The sequence below is a fragment of the Diaminobutyricibacter sp. McL0608 genome (genome assembly GCF_039613825.1).
Classification (GTDB): domain Bacteria; phylum Actinomycetota; class Actinomycetes; order Actinomycetales; family Microbacteriaceae; genus Diaminobutyricibacter.
This window is the reverse complement of record NZ_CP154826.1, coordinates 3,354,203-3,372,940: the sequence shown is the minus strand read 5'-3', so window position 1 is coordinate 3,372,940 and position 18,738 is coordinate 3,354,203. Positions and strand designations below refer to the sequence as shown.

At 69.7% G+C, this 18,738-nt stretch carries 3 protein-coding genes; 2 read left to right on the top strand and 1 reads right to left on the bottom strand.

Going from position 1 to position 18,738, the window contains the following annotated elements:
• Nucleotides 1-22 precede the first annotated feature (22 nt).
• The gene (locus tag AAYO93_RS16140) at nt 23-259 is read right to left on the bottom strand and encodes a hypothetical protein (protein ID WP_345762182.1); all 237 of its coding nucleotides are present in this window, start codon (nt 257-259) and stop codon (nt 23-25) included.
• Between the two features lie 40 nt (nt 260-299).
• Here AAYO93_RS16140 and AAYO93_RS16135 point away from each other — a divergent pair, with 40 nt between their 5' ends.
• Nucleotides 300-17,729, top strand: coding sequence for a beta strand repeat-containing protein (locus AAYO93_RS16135; RefSeq protein WP_345762181.1), 17,430 nt, complete (start codon nt 300-302; stop codon nt 17,727-17,729).
• A gap of 182 nt (nt 17,730-17,911) precedes the next feature.
• Nucleotides 17,912-18,736 carry a hypothetical protein gene (locus AAYO93_RS16130; RefSeq protein ID WP_345762180.1) on the top strand — a complete coding sequence of 275 codons (825 nt, stop codon included), beginning with the start codon at nt 17,912-17,914 and terminating at the stop codon, nt 18,734-18,736.
• Nucleotides 18,737-18,738: the final 2 nt, after the last annotated feature.

Genomic DNA, 18,738 nt, shown 5'->3' with positions numbered 1-18,738 from the left:
GCGCCTTCAGTGCAACGGCGACTCAGAACGCGAGCGCCTCCTCCACGGCCGGCGCTGTCGTCTCCGGCGGATCGACCGCGGCGATCGGCGTCGGCCTCGGCCTGACGATCGCCAACCACACGGTCACAGCGACGACAGCCCGCAGCATCACGGCGGGGGGCGCCATCACCCTGAAGGCCTCCGGTCTCTCGGCCTCCGCTGCGGCAGCCAGCGCCAGCGCATCGGGGGCCCCCGAGAACAGCACGAACGGTTCCGGCACCGGCGGTGGCGGAGGCGCGGGCGGCGGCGTCGACCAGCAGGTGCAGACCCAGCGGACCAACGCCGACTCGACGAGCTCGGCCAACGGCGGCAAGACCTCCGGCTCGACCACGGCACCCAGCGCCTCGACCTCCGACGGCAAAGTCAACGTCGCGGCGGCGATTGCCCTCGACCTCGCGACGACTGTCTCGCGCGCCACGATCGAAGGCACCGGCATCACCCTCACGTCCGGCGGTCTGGTCACCCTGGGCTCGAGCGCGAACACGGATGCCGCGACCAGCGCGGACGGTTCGGCCTCGCAGGGCGCGACCGCGACGATCGGCGCGGCGGTCGCGATCACGCTCGCCAACGTGACCAACCAGGCGCTGCTGCCGGCCGGCGACACGGTGCACGCGAAGGCACTGGCCGTCTCGGCCACCGAAACTGTCAACGGCGCAGACGCCGTCTCCACCTACGGAGCGCAGGCCACCAGCGGCGCCGGCGGCGGCAAGATCTCGGTCGCCGGCTCCCTCGGCCTCGCCGTCATCAACCAGACCACGACCGCGGAGGTTGCCGGCACCGTGGTCCTCACCGGCGGCGACGCGAACATCATCGCTGCGAGCAACGCAGCCAGCACCGTGAAGGCCGAGCCGACGCCCGGCGGCGTGACGGCCACGAACGTCGGTGTCGGCGCATCCGTCGCCCTGAACCTGATCACCGACACCACCACAGCGACCCTCGACGACGGGATCAGCCTCACCGGTGCCGCGAACGTCACACTCAGCTCGACAGCCGGGGATGCGGCGATCACCGAAGCGAAGATGGGCGCGACCGGCGGAAAGGTCGACATCGCCCCCGCCGTCGCGGTCACGCTCTCGAACGTCACGACCACCTCGCGGGTTGGCACCCTCGGCACGGCCATCAGCCTCACCGGGTCGTTCAGCGGCAGCGCGACCCAGAACGCCAGCGCATCCTCGACCGCCGGAGCGGTGGTCGCCGGCGGCTCGACCGCAGCGATCGGCGTCGGCGTCGCGCTCACGATCGCGAACCACACGGTCACCGCCACGACCGCCCGCAGCATCACCGCCGGCGGCGACATCGCACTGCGGGCATCCGGGATCAGCGCGTCGGCCGCAGCCGCGAGCGCGAGCGCATCCGGTGCTCCGGAGAACGGAGCGAGCGGCTCCGGCACGAGCGGCGGAGGCGGAGCCGGAAACGGTGTCGACCAGCAGGTGAAGACGCAGCGCGACAACGCGGATGCGACCAGCACCGCGAACGGCGGCAAGACCTCCGGGTCCACCACGTCACCGAGCGCGTCCACCTCGGACGGCAAAGTCAACGTGGCGGCTGCCGTCGGAATCGACATCGCGACCATCCTGTCGAAGGCCACGATCGAGAACGCGGGCCTCACCCTGACCGCCGGCGGCCTCGTGACCCTCGCCTCCAGCGCGAACACGGATGCGGCCAGCTCGGCAGACGGATCGGCCTCGCACGGCGCCACGGCCACCATCGGAGCCGGTGTCGCGATCACCCTCGCCAACGTGACCAACCAGGCGATCCTGCCCGTGGGCGACACCATCAAGGCCCACGCACTCACCGTCTCGGCGACCGTCACCCCGAACGGCGCGGACACGACCTCCACCTACGGCGCGCAGTCCGTCGCCGGTGCCGGGCAGGGCAAGATCTCGGTCGCGGGCTCCGTGGCCATCGCGATCGTCAACCAGGCCACCCAGGCCGAACTCGCCGGCACCGTCACCCTGACCGGCGGAGATGTGGCCGTCACTGCGGCGAGCAACGCGACGAGCACGGTGACCGCCGAACCGACACCCGGTGGCGTGACCGCGACGAACGTCGGCGTCGGAGCATCCGTCGCCCTCAACCTCATCACCGACACCACCAACGCCGTGCTCGACGCCGGCATCGTGGTGGTCGGTGCCCACAACTTCACCCTCACTGCGACGGCAGGGGACCTGGCCACGACGGACGCGAAGATGGGGGCGTCCGGGGGCAAGGTCGATGTGTCTCCGGCCGTCGCGATCACCATCTCCAACGTCACGACGACGGCGAGCATCGGAACGCTCCCCGGCAACGGGACGATCACGCTCACCGGGTCGTTCTCCGCCACCGCCACTCAGACGGCGGGCGCGGTCACGTCGGCCGGGTCCGTCGCGACCGGCGGCTCCACGGCATCCGTCGGCGTCGCCCTCGCGCTCAACCTCGTGACCCACACCGTGTCGAGCACGACGGGCCGCAACATCACCGCCGCCGGCTCGATCTCGTTCGGCGCTTTCGGCTCGTCGGTCGACGGAGCAGCAGCAAGTGCATCCGCCAGCGGAGCACCCCAACAGGGCGACAGCAACGCGCCCTCGGGCGGCGTCGACGGCCAGGCGCAGAAAGAGCGCACCAACGCGATCGGCACCGACACGGCGAACGGCGGATCGGGCTCCAGCGCGAGCGCGAACCCGTCGGCGTCGACGTCCGACGGCAAGGTGTCCGTCGCAGCCGGGGTCGCGCTGAACATCGCCGACGTGTCGGCCACCTCCATCCTCCCCGACGGCCTCACCCTCATCGCGGGCGGAGCGGTGAGCCTGCGCAGCTCGGAGAACGTCGACGGAGCGGTGAAAGCCGACGGGACCGCCGTGAAGGCGACGAACGTCGGCGTCGGAGCCGCGGTCGCGCTCAACCTCGTCACGATCACCAACCGCTCCTACCTCGGAGAGCGGACCCACGTCACGTCCAACGGCTTCGACCTGCGTGCCACGATGACCGCGCTCGCGGCCGACACGACGCACACCTTCACGGTCGAAGCGGATGCGGGGGCCGGCTCGAAGAAGGTCGGCATCGCCGGCGCCCTGGCGCTCAACCTCGTCACCGACAACACCGAGGCGTACATCCCGGGCAGCGCGGTCGTCGCGGCCGGGAGCGGCGACATCTCGCTCATGGCGCAGAACCTGCGGTCCGACTCGGCGAAGGCGCTGGCGGATGCGTCGATCGGCGGCGGCGGGACGGTCGGCGTCGGCGCATCGGTCGCGATCAACGTGCTGACGACCAACGTGACCCGGGCCGAGGTCATGGACGGCGCGTCGCTGACCGGCGGTCGCAACGTGACACTCACCGCGACCTCCGCGGAACCGGTCGTGAACACGGTGACCGCGGGCTCGGCCGGCTCCAGTGTGGCCGTCAGCCCGGCGGTCGGAATCAACATCGTCGTCAACACGACGCTCGCCCGCATCGGCACCCCGGGCGCCGGAACCCTCGCTGCGACGGGCGCCGTCCTGCTGAGCGCGACCCACTCCGGTTCGGCGTCCATCACCGGAGACGCGAAGGCGGCCAGCAGCAGCGTCGCCGTCGGAGCCATCATCGCCGTCAACGTGCTGACGGTCACGACGACCGCCGCACTGGTGCGGAACATCTCGGGCACGTCGGTCGTGCTCACCGCGACCACGACGACGTCCGGAAGCGCGGATGTGACCGCCAGTGCGCAGGGCTCGACGCCCGGGACCGGCGGAAGCTCCGACGGGCAGGCCAAGGACAGTGTCCAGAACACCCCGAGCACGTCGGGCAACGAGAGCCGGCTGCCGACCGGAGACCAGTCCGCCGGGGGCGCGGTCGGCAACGCGAACAGCGAATCCGGCGGCCAGTCCGGACAGTCGTCAGGCCAGGGCGTGGGCGTGGGAGCCGCGGTCAGCGTCAACGTCGTCACCGACACGAACACGGCGAGCATCGCCGACGGCCTCACAGTCACCGCGTCCGGTGCGATCCAGGTGAGTGCTACCAACGCGACGGATGCGACGGCCAAGTCGGTCGGACTGTCCACCGCCATCAACAGCAACAACATCGGTGCCGGCATCGGCCTCAATGTCGCCACCATCGTCAACCGCGGTTCGATCGGCGTCCGAACGACCATCACCGGCGGCACCATAGTGGTCCAGGCGGTCACCCCGCCACAGACCGAGAACGACTTCACGGTCTGGGGCCTCTCTGCCGCAGGCGGCGCAGGCGACGTCAGCGTCGCGGGCTCCGTCGCCGTGCAGGTCATCAGCTTCGAGAACACCGCGCTCATCGGCGCGGGCTCGAAAGTCACCGCTACCGGCGCTCTGGTCCTGGCCGCCTCCAACCCCATGGGCCTTCAGACCATCGCCGGGGCGGGTGGACTCTCGCTCGACGGTTCCGGTGTCGGGGCGGCGATCGCCGTCAGCGTGCTCTCTGTGGACACCCGTGCCTACATCGATTCGAACATCCAGCAACCCACCACCGTGAACGCGGGCGGCGCCATTTCGATCAGCGCGTCGGCTTCTCTCGTTCCGCTCGGCATCAGCATCATCCCGAGCGTGAAGGTGCCCGACGTCACCTCCGTCGCGGTCGCGGGTGGTGCAGGCACCAGCGGCGTGGCGGTCGGCGGCTCGTTCATCGTCGACGTCTTCAACCTGACCACCCAGGCATTCATCTCGAACAACGCGTCCGTCAACCAGAGCGCGCTCCCGTCACCGGGGCAGTCGATCTCGATCACCGCCTCCGACGACGTCCGCGCGCTCGAGCTGGCCGGATCGCTCGGGCTGTCGCTCGGCAGCGTCGGCGTCGGGATCAGCGTCATCGTCGGTGTCATCAACAAGGATGTGCGCGCGTACATCGGCCACTCCGTCGTCGCGTCGGCAGGCGGCGACGTCACGCTGCGCGCGACCGACCCGCAGGACTTCACGGAGATCGCCATCGGTGCAGCCGCGTCGCAGAGCGTCGGCGTGACCGGTTCGATCGTCGTGCTGGTGCTCAACCCGAGCGACAGCTCGCCCGGCACCCGCGCCTACATCGACGGCGGTCCCCGGCAGGCGACCGTCGTGCACGCGGGCGGCAACGTGACGATCCAGGCCGAGGACAACGCTTCCAACATCGGTCTGTATGCCGGCCAGATCAGCGTCGGCGGCAGCGCCGGGGTCGGCATCTCGTCAACCGTGCTCGTGCGCAGCGGCATCGTCGACGCGTGGATCGCCGGAGGCGACGACATCTGGGCGAAGGGACAGACGGGCCTCACCATCGGCGCGACGCAGAACGAGGATGTGACGCTGATCGCCGTCGGCGGCACGGTCGGCGGCTCCGCGGCCGTCGCAGGCTCCGCGACCGTGGATGTGCTCAACAACGTCACCCACGCCCACATCGACCGGGGTGCGACGATCAACTCCACCAACGCGGGCGCCTCGGCCACCCAAGGCGTCTCCCTCAGCGCGACCGACACCACGACCATCAAGGGTGTCGCGGGCCAGCTCGCGGTCGGCGGCTCGGCCGGCATCGGGGCGGGTGCGGATGTCGAACTGCTGAACAAGGACACCCAGGCCTGGATCGACCCGCAGGTCTCGGTCCTCGCCAACGGCTCGGTCACGATCGACGCGGCCTCGAGCGAGAACGTCATCTCGGTCTCTGCGGGAGTTTCCGCCGGCGGGACGGTCGGCGTGGCCCTCAACGCGGCGGTGTCCGTGTTCACGATCGTCACGAAGGCGTACGTGGGCGAGGTGTGCAGCGCCCAGGCCGTCAACGCCACCAGCTGCGCCACGTCACGCGCCACCATCCTCGCAGGTGGCAGCGCCCGCATCTCGGCGAACGAGCAGCTGACGCTCAACGTCATCGCGGGCAGCATCGCGATCGGAGGCACGGTCGGCGTCGGCGCGTCGGCCGCCGTCCCGATCGTGAACAAGACGACCACCTCGTTCATCGGCGACAACTCGGTGGTGCGGGCGCTCGGCAACGGCGCCGGGCTCGTCGTGAACACCGGCGGCTATGCGGTCAGCGCCGTCGACACCCGTTTCACCCCGTCCGCGGCCATCGAAGGCGACTCGCGCACCCTCGACCTCGGCTACAACCACGGATTCACCGACGGCCAGCAGGTGCTGTACGACGACGGCGGAGGCACCCCGATCACCAACCTGGTGCAGGGCAACGTCTACTACGTGCACTACATCTCACCGCACGAAGTGCAGCTGTCGGCGACCCAGGGCGGCCCGATCATCGTGCTGGGCGTGCCGGTCAGGGGCGGAGAGTCCCAGCGACTGATGGCGACGGACCACGCGGCCACGCCGCAGGCGCCCGGACAGTACTTCACCCCGTCGTCCGACGTGGTCGGAAACGTGATCAACCTCCCGTACGACCTCACGGTGAACACCGGTGACCCCGTCGTCTACCGAGCGGGCGGCGGCACCGCGATCGGCAACCTCGTCGACGGGCAGACCTACTACGCGATCGTCGTCGGCCCGCACTCGATCGAGCTCGCAGACTCCGCGTGCCACGCCAACCCGGGCGGCAGCAACTGCAGCGGGGCCGTGCAGACCCCGATCACGCTCAACAAGGCGACGGCCGGGACCGACCGGGCGCACAGCATCCTCAAGCAGGGCGACCAGCCCCCGGGCGATGCGGCGTCGGTCAGCGGCCAGCACGTCATCGTTCCGAACACCGCCCCTGACTTCCACGGCGTCTCGGTCACCGCGAACAACAGCGACGACATCGGCGGGTTCGGCGTCGCGGCCGGGTTCGGCACGGTCGGCGTCTCGGTCAGCGGCAGCGTGAACGTCGTCACCGCGAACACGTCGGCGTTCATCGGACGCGTCGCGCAGATCAACGTGAACAACGCGGGCGCCTCGTCGGCGCAGAGCGTGGTCGTCACGGCGGGCAACGCCTTCCAGCTCCTCATCGTGGCCGCCTCCATCGCGGCCGGTGCCGTCGGAGTCGGAGCGAATGCGGCGGTCGGCATCGTCACCCTCAACACCGACGCCGTGATCGGAACCGGCGCCGTCGTCAACGCGGCCCGCGATGTGGTCGTCGCCTCGAACGCATCCGACCAGATCACCGCCGTAGCGGCCGCGGCGGCGGGCGGCGCGGTCGGCGTGGCCGGTGTCGTCAGCGTCATCGTGCTGAGCACCCACACCTACGCCGACACCGGGCTCGGCGTCGCGATCACCGCCGGCAACAACGTACTCTTCTCCGCGGCCGACGCGACCAAGATCACCGTGGTCTCGGGCGGCGCTGCCGTCGGCGCGGTCGGTGTCGGTGTCGGCGTCGCGGTCACCTCGCTCACGAAGGACACCCGGGCTTTCATCGGCGCAGGCAGCGCGGTCGACGCGCTCGCCCAGCAGCCGGGTGTCGCTCTCGCCGGCATCGACGACGGAACGGTCAGCGGCAGCGGCTTCGGCACCCTGCCCGCCTTCAACGGGCTCGCGGTCCAGGCACGCTCCAGCGAGAACGTCTTCGGCATGGCGGTCGCGGCCGGCGGAGGCTTCGTCGGAGTCGCGGGCGGCCTCAACGTCACCCTGCTGCACGCGACCACGCTCGCCTTCATCGACAGCAATGCGCTGAACCGCACCCGGATCAACCTGCAGGCGGGCGCCGGCTCGCAGCAGTCGGTGAACGTCGCGTCGGCGGACAAGGTGACGACCTTCACTATCGGCGGCGGACTCGGCGTCGGGTTCGTCGGCGTCGCGGGCGGCATCGACATCGGAATCGCCGACATCACCAGCCAGGCCTACATCGGCAGCTTCGCCACCCTGCACGCCGCGAAGGACGTCGCCTTCCACGCCCTCGCGATCAAGAACATCCAGACCTACGCGGTGAGCATCGGCGGCGGATTCGTCGGTGTCGCGGGCTCCGTCTCGGTGTGGAGCGTCGGGACCGCACCGACCGGCTCGTACAACGAAGGCTCGTACGGACAGGATCGCGGCGCCTGGTCGTCCACCGCCACCTACGCGCAAGGCGACGTCGTCACCGGCTCCGACGGCAAGCGGTACGGCGCGAAGGTCGCCAACCCGACACTCGACCCGGTGGCCGACACGACCGGCTCGCAATGGGAGGGCTCGACGAACGCGCTCAGCCCGTCGTCGGGCAAACCGGATGCGGCGACCGAGGCGGGCGGCCACGCGAACGGCTCCGGCACGGGCGGCTTCACCGGCATCCTCGACGGCACCTCGAACATGCACAACACGTCGGACAACACGAACGGGCGGATGCAGCCCACCCTCGGATCGGCGAACACCTCCGTTCACGGATCGGCACCCAGCTCGAACATCGTCAGCGCCGAATTCTCCAACGCGTCCGTGCCGCAGGGGACCGTCGCCACCGTCGGTGCGGGCACGGTCATCGTCGCCGGTGGAAGCGTCAGCGTCGACGCCGGTGAGAACCTTTCGGTGAACGGCCTCGCCGGCACCGCGGCAGGCGGCGCGGTCGCGGTCGGCGGGTCGGTGCTCATCCTCGGCATCACCAGCAACGTCGAGGCCTTCATCCAGGAGGGCGCCTCGGTCACCGCCGGCGGCAACGTGAACGTCAAAGCGGTGCTCACCGAGAGCGACAACGGTATCGTCTTCGCCGGAGTCGGCGGAGTGGTCGCCGTCACCGGCCAGGTGGTGCTCATCACCAGCCACGCCACCCAGAACGCCCACATCGACGACGGTGCCGCCATCCCGACCGCCGGCGGCGCGGTCGACGTCGAGGCGATCGGAACCCGGACCGTTTCGCCGCTGGCGATCGGCGGCAGCATCGGCCTCGTCGCAGCGGGCGCCTCGGTCGCCGTGGCCCTGGTCGACGGCGACACCACGGCGACGATCGGCAACGTGACGATCGGTTCCCTCGCCCCGGCAGGCGGGATCGTCGAGGTCGCCCGGTCGACGATCGTCGCTCCCGTGCAGGCGTACTCCGTGTCCGTCGGCGTCGGCGGCGGAATCTCCGGCGCGGTCGCCGTCGCCGCGATCTCCGGAACGACGACAGCGCTCTACAACGGCCACGCGACGCTCTCGGGCGGCGCATCCATCACGGCGAACGGCACGAACACCCCGACGGCGTCGACGCTCAGCGTGGCGACAGGCGCGTTCGCCGCCGGCATCAACGTGGCCGGCGCGACCACGTCCCGCACCGTCTTCGCCCGGTTCACCAGCGCCGCGAACGTCGCTGCCGGCGGCGCCGTCATCGTGGGTGCCACCTCCCGGAACCACGCGAGCGCGACCACCCCGAGCGTCACCGTCGCCCTCATCGGCTTCAGCCTGCTGCTCCCGATCGCGACGATCTCCGGTGCCACCGAATCCCACCTCGACGGCGTCGTGTCCGCATCCGGATCGATCGCGGTCACGGCCAGCGGCCAGAACCAGGCGACCGCGACAGCCTTCGTGGTCGGCATCACCCTCGTCGGCGGCGGCCAGGGCACCAGCGCTCTCGCGAAGGTCGCCCAGAGCGCCGACGTGCTCGCCAGTGTCGGCCCGACCGCCAGCCTCCGCAGCTTCGGTGCGGTGCAGGTCACGGCGACGATCGCCTCGGACGGCACACACGGCAACTACGCTTCGGCGACCGTCACCAGCGGCGGCGGCGGACTCATCAGCGCAGGACTCTTCCTCGCGAGTGCGATCCTCGCGGGAGCCACCACCGCCGAACTGCGTGCGCCCGTGTTCTCCTCTGGATCAATCACCGTCTCCGCCGCGGGGGACAGCACGGCGAACGCCTCCACCACGAGTTTCGGCCTCAGCGGGTTCGGCGTCACGGTCGCCCTGGTCGATGCCGAGGTGCAGCAGAGCGCCGGTGTCGTCGCGATCGTCTCGGGCGGAACCCTCACCTCGTCCGGCGCCGTGAAGGTCGCAGCGACCAACGCCAACCGCGCGACGGTCTCGACGGATGCCGCCAGCATCGGCCTCTTCACCGGCGCAGCCAACGCCGCCACGGCGATCGTCGCCGCCGAGACCCGGGCCGAGCTCGCCGATTCGATCACCAGCCAGGGACTCCAGGTGACCTCGGATGCGACCAGCGCGACGAGCGCCACCTCCAAGGTCGTCTCGATCGGCCTCATCAGCGGAGCGTTCGGCGACACTATCGCGCAGGTCACCGCTACTGCCGGGGTCCGTGCCCTCGTCGACGCGAGCGCCACCACGGTGAACGCCGGAGCCGGCGACGTGCTTCTGCGTGCGACGAGCGTCAACAGCGCCTTCTCCCAGCCGTCGCAGATCAGCGTCGGGCTCTTCACCATGGCCGGCCTCTCGCCGACCGCGAGCGTCGCGGCTCCGACGCGCGCCGAGTTCGACGGCGGGATCACCACGTCGGGCGCATTCTCCGTGACGGCGACCGGCCACAACACGGCGACCGCCACGGTCAAGGTCGACAACTTCAGCATCGCGGGTGCCACCGGGGTCATCGCACACGCCGATGTCACCGCGAGCGCGGCGATCGCGGCGGTCGTCGCCTCGAGCGCGCGCATCTCCGCCGGTGGCCAGTTCACCGTCACCGCGCAGACGCCGGGCGGCACGTCCGCCGACGCCGAAGTGTCCAGTAACACCGGCGGCATCATCAGCGGCGGAATCTTCTTCGCACAGGCCAGGATCGGTTCGCCCGTGACCGCGTCGATGGACGGAGCGCTCCTCGCATCCACGGGAGCCGCAGTCAGTGCCTCCGCGGCGAACACCGTCACGGCGGTCGCGAACGCGCTGAACATCAGCCTCGCCGGCTTCGGCGCCGCGCTCGTCGACGCCGAACTGCTGAACTCGGCGGGCGTCACCGCCCACTACGGCACCGGCGCCCTTGCGACGTCGGGCCTCGCATCCGTCGTCGCCTCGTCGTCGGCGACGGCCGGCGCATCCACCGACACCCTCTCCGTCGGCGCCATCATCGTCGGCCTGACCTTCCCGACAGCGCGGATCGACGCCGGGACATCCTCCGACTTCGGAGGAACGCTCACCGGCGCAACGGGCCTCACCGTCCAGTCGACCGCGACCAACTCCGCGGCCACGACCGCCGGCGCACAGAACTACGGCCTCATCACCGTCGGCTCGTCGTCACCGGTGGCATTGATCACCGGCAACGTGGTCACCCAGGCGAACATCGACGCCGGCGCCCTCCTCAACGCGCCGAGCGCCACGGTCGCCGTCGTCGCCACCGCGACCAACGGGGTCACCGCCAAGGGCGGCTCCGTCAACGGCGGACTCGGAACGGTCTCCAGCGCCAACCCGGCCGCCACCGACACCGCACGCACGTTCGCCCGGATGCTCGGAGCGGCCCACGGTGCGACCGCGACCACTCCGGGTGCCGCATCCATCTCCGTCCAGGCGACCAGCGGCGACACCTCCACCGCGCTGATCAGCGACACCAGCGGCGCCGGGGTCGCGATCTCGAACGCCGGCGCGACCGCCACGACCGCGACGACCGTCGAGACCGACTTCGCCTCCGCGGGTGCGCCCATCGCGACCGTCGGCAACATCACGATCGGGGTCGCCTCCAACCCGGTGTCGATCTCGTCGGCGCTCAGCACCTCGGTCGGCATCCTTCTCAACATCAGCAACAACAGCGCGCGGGTCGTCACGAACCCGACCGTCAACCTCACCATCGCCGCCGGCGCGCAGATCTTCGCGGGCGGAACGATCACTGTCAGCGCGCAGCAGAACACGACCGCGCCTCCCAGCCCGAACCACAGCGACTTCGACGGCAACGGCGGGGTGAACACGACCACCGACACGATCACCCTGACCGCGCAGCACTCCTTCACCACCGGCGGCACGGTCACGTACACGACCAACGGGGGGACGGCCGTCGGCGGGCTCACCAACAACGCCCAGTACAACGTCATCGTCGTCAACCCGAACGCGGTGCAACTCGGCTCGATCTTCGACGGCGCCCACATCGATCCCGCGACCGACACCATCCAGTTCGGCACCCAGGTGGGAAGCGACTTCATTCCGCTCAGCCACAACCTGCACGAAGGCGACTTCGTCATCTACATCGTGCCCAACGGCGGCTCGGCCGTCCCCGGGCTGGTCTCAGGCCACCGTTACCGCGTGCACGTCGTCGACGCGTCGAGCATCCAGCTCTTCGACGCGAGCACCCCGACAGCGCCCGTCGGAGCCAGCGGAGCCAACGTGACCGGCGGCAACACGATCAGCGTCGCGAACACCTACGGCAACGGCAACGCCGTCATCTACACGGCTCCGAACGCGCTGCACACCTTCACCACCGACCAGGTCGAGATCGCCGTCGACGGCAGCAACAACCCGATCATCTCGGGCAACCCGCCGGCCGTCCAGTTCGTGAACGACAACACCATCACCATCCAGAACCACGGCTTCAGCACCGGCCAGGCCGTCGTCTACGAAGGAGCGACCGACCCGGTCGGCGGCCTGGTCAACGGCCAGACCTACTTCGTCATCGTCCTCAACGGCAACCAGCTCCGCCTGGCCGCCAACCTCTGCGACGCCACCGGCACCTGCCTCGACGGCAGCAACAACCCCATCCCCGTCAACCCGATCACCCTCACGCCCGACCGTTCCGACGCCGGTCGCGCCGTGGTGCACGGGTTCTGGACGCCCGGCCAGCAGCCCATCCTCGGTCTCGACAACGGCGCCCGCTACTACATCGTCGGCGCCAGCAACGGCGGCTTCCAGCTCGCCACCACGCCGGGCGGGGCCCCGATCGCCCTCAACGGTACCGGCGTGGTCGGCGTCGGGAACTTCACCCCGGCGCCCGTCGACCTCGGCGTCGGAAGCGGCCCGCAGGACCTCGTGGTCGATCTCACCTCCGCCGGCAGCGGCACCCAGACGCTCTCGGCAGTCGGCATCGGTGGAAGCACCGCCGGCGGCGGCCAGCTCTCCACCGCGACCGTCAACGGCTCGGGCGGCGGCATCATCAGCTCCAGCCACGCCAACACGAACGCCTCCGAGACGGCTGTCGTCACTGTGAACATCGGCGGCGCCAACACCTCGATCACCGCCCTCGGCTCGGTCATCGTCACGACCAACTCGAACGCAGGCGTCAGTGCAGACTCCGCCAACGGCGGCGGCGGGCTGGTCGCCATCGGAAGCGCAGCGGCCCAGTCGTCGACCACGACGAGCACCACGGTGACGGTCGGAGGAGGAACCACCATCACCGCCGGAGCGGACGTCACGATCGCACCGGTCACCTTCGGCCAGGTGCAGGCGCTGTCGCAGTCGAGCGCAGGCGGCCTCGGCGCCGGGGTCGGCTCGGACGCTGGCGCCACGATGAACATCAGCACGATCACCACCGTCGCCGGCACCATCGTGGCCGGCAACGACCTCGGGGTCTCGGCCCACACCGGCGCGTTCGGCAACGTCAGCACGAGCGCCGAAGGCGGCGGACTCGGTGTGGATGCGCACGCCGGCGAATGCGGCGCCCCCGGCTGCGACCTCAACATCGGCATCACCACGACGGTCGACCTCCAGCCCGGAGCCCACCTCACCGCGGACAACGTGAGTGTCATCGCGAGCGTCGACAGCGTGAACGCCCACAACAACGCACACACGCACGCGAGGGCGGTCGGCGCAGCCTCCAATGCCTCAGCGAACGTGAACGTCACCAGCAACGCCACCGTGCACCTCGAGCACGACGTGAAGATCGTCGGCTACGAGACGGTCACGCTCAAGGCCGTGCACAATGCGATCACGCTGATCGCGTCGTCGGATGCGCACTGCGGCTGCCTCGGCGGCGACACCAACTCGACGTCGAACATCGGGTACAACAGCGAATCGAACGTGACAGCGGATGCCGGCTCGATCATCCGCACCGCCCTGCTCGATGTCGAAGCTCTCCAGCTGCTCACGAACTGGTCGCGCCCGACCAACTCGGATGGCGCAGCATTCGACGGCGGCGGCTCGCACGGCGGCACCACGGAGAACGCGCGGCGTGTGATCAGCTGGCACGCCACGGTCTTCCTCCATGCCGCCGATCCGCAACTCGTGGTCGATGCGAACGGCACCATCGTGAAACTGTTCGCGGTGACGGTCAAGGACGACCTCGGCAACACCTACGGTCTCGGTCAGACCATCCCCGTCGGCCGCATCATCGAGGTGCAGGACATCACCAACACAGGCGGCGCCCAGGCGATCTTCTTCGCGAACATCCCCGACTCACTCGCGGGCGGTTCGCCACCGGCCGGCATCATCACGGGAACCGACGGAAAGTTCATCACCCAGAACACGTTCGACTTCGTGAAGCTGTTCAACTCGTCGAGCCGCACGATGGTCGTGCACTCCATCACCGTGGTCAACCTCACCAGCGTCGCCGCGACCATCACGGTGAAGGTGCAGAACAGTGCCGGGTTCCTGTTCGCGATCGGCCCGCCGATCTTCCTGCCGACCGCGATCGACATCGAGAACTTCCTGGTGTCCGGCAACGGCACGGCGCAGCTCATCCTCGACGGGCGCATCTACAACCCGATCGGGTCGACGCGCATCGACAACCAGCACGGGGACATCCTCGCCGGCCCGGACAGCCCGCTGGTCGTCACCAACACCCTGGTGATCCTCGCCGACAACGGCACCATCGGCCTCCTGTTCACCGGCGGCCTGTTCAACCTGCGGATTCCGATCCCGGTGGTCCTGGTGCAGAGCGACTACATCGTCGACAACGTCGACCCGACCCGGTTCGTGTCCCTGATCGCGGATGCGCGTGACGACGTCGTGCTCGACATCACCTCGATCCTGCGGGGACCTGCCACGACGTTCACCCCGACGATCCCGCTCGTGCACGCGGGGCGCAACATCGACATCGTGCTCGGCGACAGCCTGCAGGGCAACGACCTGCCGCCCTTCACGTCCACCTTCCTCCAGGTGAACGTCTTCCAGCCGCCGCAGTTCACCATCACGGTGGCGCCCACGGGCCAATACCAGGTCTTCTTCCACCCGGATCCTGCCGGCCCCTTCGTGTACACCGACCCGGTGCTCGTCGCGTTCGGTACCGTCGACCTGCCGTACCCGAGCACGTACGTGTTCCAGGACCTGAGTGCAGGCAACGACATCAACGTGCGCCACACAGCGGCGCGCGCCGTGCTCAACATCGACGCCCACACGAATGTCGACGCCACCCTGAGCGGCATCGAGCTGCCGACGCCGTTCTCGACCACCGACCAGGCCGGCGAGATCGACTTGTTCACCAACGGCTCGATCATCGACACGGAGACGATCAGCGACCTGCGCGTCGGCACGATCACCTCGACGGCCAGCGACGTGACCCTGATCGCCCAGGACAGCAGCGGCGCCTCCATCTTCGACGTCGGCGGCATCACCGACGGCTCGGCCCGCGTCACCGGCAACACGATCACGCTGATTGCGCTGTTCGGCGGCATCGGGTTCGTGGCTCCTGCGGTCAACTACCTCGAGATCCACTCCTCGAACGCCGCGCGGGGCTGGGTGCTCGCGCTCGCCGCCGACGGGATCTACCTCACGCAGACCACCGGCAACCTGTTCGTGAACCTGGTCGACTCGTTCCTCGGCGACGTCGCGCTGACCGATCTGAACGGGTCGATCCTCAACAACGTCGACGGCACGGCTACGACCGTGATCGGCGTGAACATCGACCTGATCGCGCACAACGGCTCCATCGGCACGGCTTCCGCCACCGGGGTCGGCGACCTCACCATCGATACGGATGCGGCCGCGGGCGGGCGTCTGTATGCCCTGGCCGACGGCCCGGGGGCGCTGCCCGGCGCTGTCACGCCCAACGGTGACATCTACATCACCGAGGCGACCGGTGCATTGAATGTGCTGCGTGCCGAGTCCGTCTTCGGAGACGTGCGGCTGACCATCCCCTTCGTCACAGGACGAACGGATGCGGACCTCGACCTGCTGGCCGGCGGGAGCACCCTCGACGGCGCGACGACGCTCACCGAGGGTCGCATCGTCGCCCTCGGCTTCGTGCTGCTGCGCATCGGCGACGACCTCGAATCGGCGATGACCAGCCTCATCCAGGGTGCCACCGTCACGATCCTCGGCGAATACCTGCAGAACCCGGCGGCGCCCGTGGGCTCCACGATGCACTTCGCCGGCACAGTGACCGGGCAGCCCACCGACATCTTCGGCGGCGCCGGCATCGACACCTTCTTCTTCGACCACACGTTCCTCGGCGGCCAGACCAACGTCTACGGCGGCCCGACCAGCGTGGCGCGGATCCCCGACGGAAACGACGTGTTCATCGTCGACCACCTCCAGACGATGTCGACGACCCACATCGACGCATCCGGTGACGTGTACAGCGGCCTGCCGGTGCGCGACTCGCTGCTGCTCGACGGCGAGACCGGCAACAACAGCTACGTCGTCACCACCTGGGGCAGCGTCGATCCGCTCAACCACGACTACCTCATCAACGTGCTGAACTCCGGACCGCGGGGCGGCCTCAACACGCTGACGGTGAACGGCTCCGACGGACCGGACGTGTTCCTCCTGCGCGGCGCCTCCATCATCCCCGGCCAGCCGGGTGCCGCGCTGGCGGCGTTCGTGGCCCTCCTCCACGGCGTCCTCGACGCCGAGCGCATCAACTACGACGACCACATCAACAGCCGCCTCACGGTGAACGGACTGGGCGGCAACGACCTCTTCGTCGTCGACGACAACAGCGCGATCACCACTCTTGACGGCGGCGACGGCAACGACCGGTTCATCATCGGGCAGTTGTTCGACATCCCGCGCACCCCGCCCGCGGTTCACCCCGAAGACCAGTTCCCGACCGTCGCCACGAAGCTCGGGCTGCTGAGCGACGGCATCAGCTTCCCGACCACGATCTTCGGCGGGGCCGGCAACGACACGTTCACGGTCAACCACAACCTCGCCGAACTCCGGATCGAGGCAGGGACGGGCGCAGACAAGTTCCTCATCACCGTCGCCCGTCTGCCGCTGACGAAGGCCTACCTCACCGATGGTGCGCTCTCGCTCGACGGCGGTGTGGGTGCGAGCACAGTGCGCGTCACTGCGTTCGACAACCTCGGCGGCTTCGTCAACAACATCAACGGGGTGACGGGCGAGGGGCTCCACGTCACGATGCACAACTTCGCCGCGAAGGCGGCACTCGCGCTCTTCACCGGCGCGGTGCCGACGCCCACGCCGCTCCTTCTTCCTGGCGAGGACCCGCCACCCGTCGTGGTGGTGCCGCTCGCCGTGCCGGTCGCCGGTTCCGGTGTCGTCACCATCATCGAGTCGAGCGGCGGAACCGTCGTGAAGCCAGGCGGACCGCTCACCGACACGTACACCATCCAGCTGTCCACCCCGCCGACCGCGCCGGTGTTCATCACGCTCTCCGCAGCCTTCGGGGGCGGCGCGCCCTACGCGCAGATCTCGATCGACGGAGGCCTGACCTTCGCGGACACCGCCGTGCTCGAGTTCGCCGCAGGCGAGGTCGGGCCCAAGACGGTCATCGTGCAGCTGAACGCCGGAGTGACCTCCTTCCCGCCGGGTTCGGTCGTCGAGACGATCAGCCACTCCAGCGAGAGCGACGACCCGGTCTACGAGCACGCGGCCATCCGCAACGTCTACGTCAACCAGCCGCCGGCGAAGGTCGTGCCGCCGCCTCCGCCGCCCGTGACCCCGCCGACGACGCCGACGACGCCGTCCGCGACCGGGACAGGAACCGGCACCGGCACCGGCGGCCTCGCGGACACCGGATCGACCACTTCCGGCTTCGGTGGACTGGCCGGCGGGCTGCTCGTGCTGCTCCTCGGTCTCGGTCTGGTGCTGCTCGCCCGTCGCGGCCGCGCATCCGCCCGCTGAGCGCCCGGGCTGCGCTGACCGGGATGCCGAGTGTGTCACCCCCGGGACGAGGGCGCCCGGCACGCCTGTCACGCTCGTCCGCAGCTGTCGCACCCGAGCGCGGCCAGTGGGCGGCCGGCCTGTCCCGGGAGCTGCGGGACATGCTTGGATGAGCGTGAGGGCAATCGAGGGAGGGGACGGCCATGACGGAACCCGCCACAGCCGACTCCGACCCGCAGGTCTTTCTGGGCGACCTCATCGCAAGCGTGACGCGAACCTTGCCGGCCGAGGTCATGGATCGCGTCCTCGTCGTCGATCGCACGCGCACGCTGGCCGACCGGTTCGCCCGCCGTGACGGCACGATCACGCAGGTGCGCCTCACCGGGACGAACGAGTCACTGACGCTGAGCTATGAGGCCGGACCGCACTGGAGTGCAGAGTGGGCCCGCGTCTACCGGGGGGCGACCATCTCCCAGCACCCGATGACGCTCGGCGAGTGGCTCACTGCTTTTGCCGGGCAGGTGGCGGCGCTCGCCGCGGAAGCAGCGGGTGACTCCGCTGCCGGATCACGCGCCTTGCAGACCCTCGGGATCGAACCGGCCGGGTCGGAGATCCGGGTCAGCGAGTCCACGCTCGACGGGGACCTTCTGACGCTGCCCGCGAGGCTCGGAAGTCGCGTTCCGGCCGAGGCGATCGCGGCGGTACGACGCATCGCCGAACTGCTCGTCGACACCCTTCCCCGCGTCGCCGGGCAGGGCGAGGCCGAGGTGATCGTGCGCCGCACGGCGATGGTCTACCTGCCGGACACGCTCCGCGCCTACCTGTCCCTGCCCGCCGACTGGGCGGTGGAGCATGTCTTTCCCGACGGGACGACCCCGGGCCAGGCGCTGATCTCCCAGCTGACGGCGCTCGAGGAGGCGGCGAAACGGATGCGGAATGCGGCGGTCGAGCACGACGCATCCGCACTGCTCATCAATGGCCGGTTCCTGGCCGACCGCTTCGCTCAGTCGAGACTCGATCTGTCCTGACG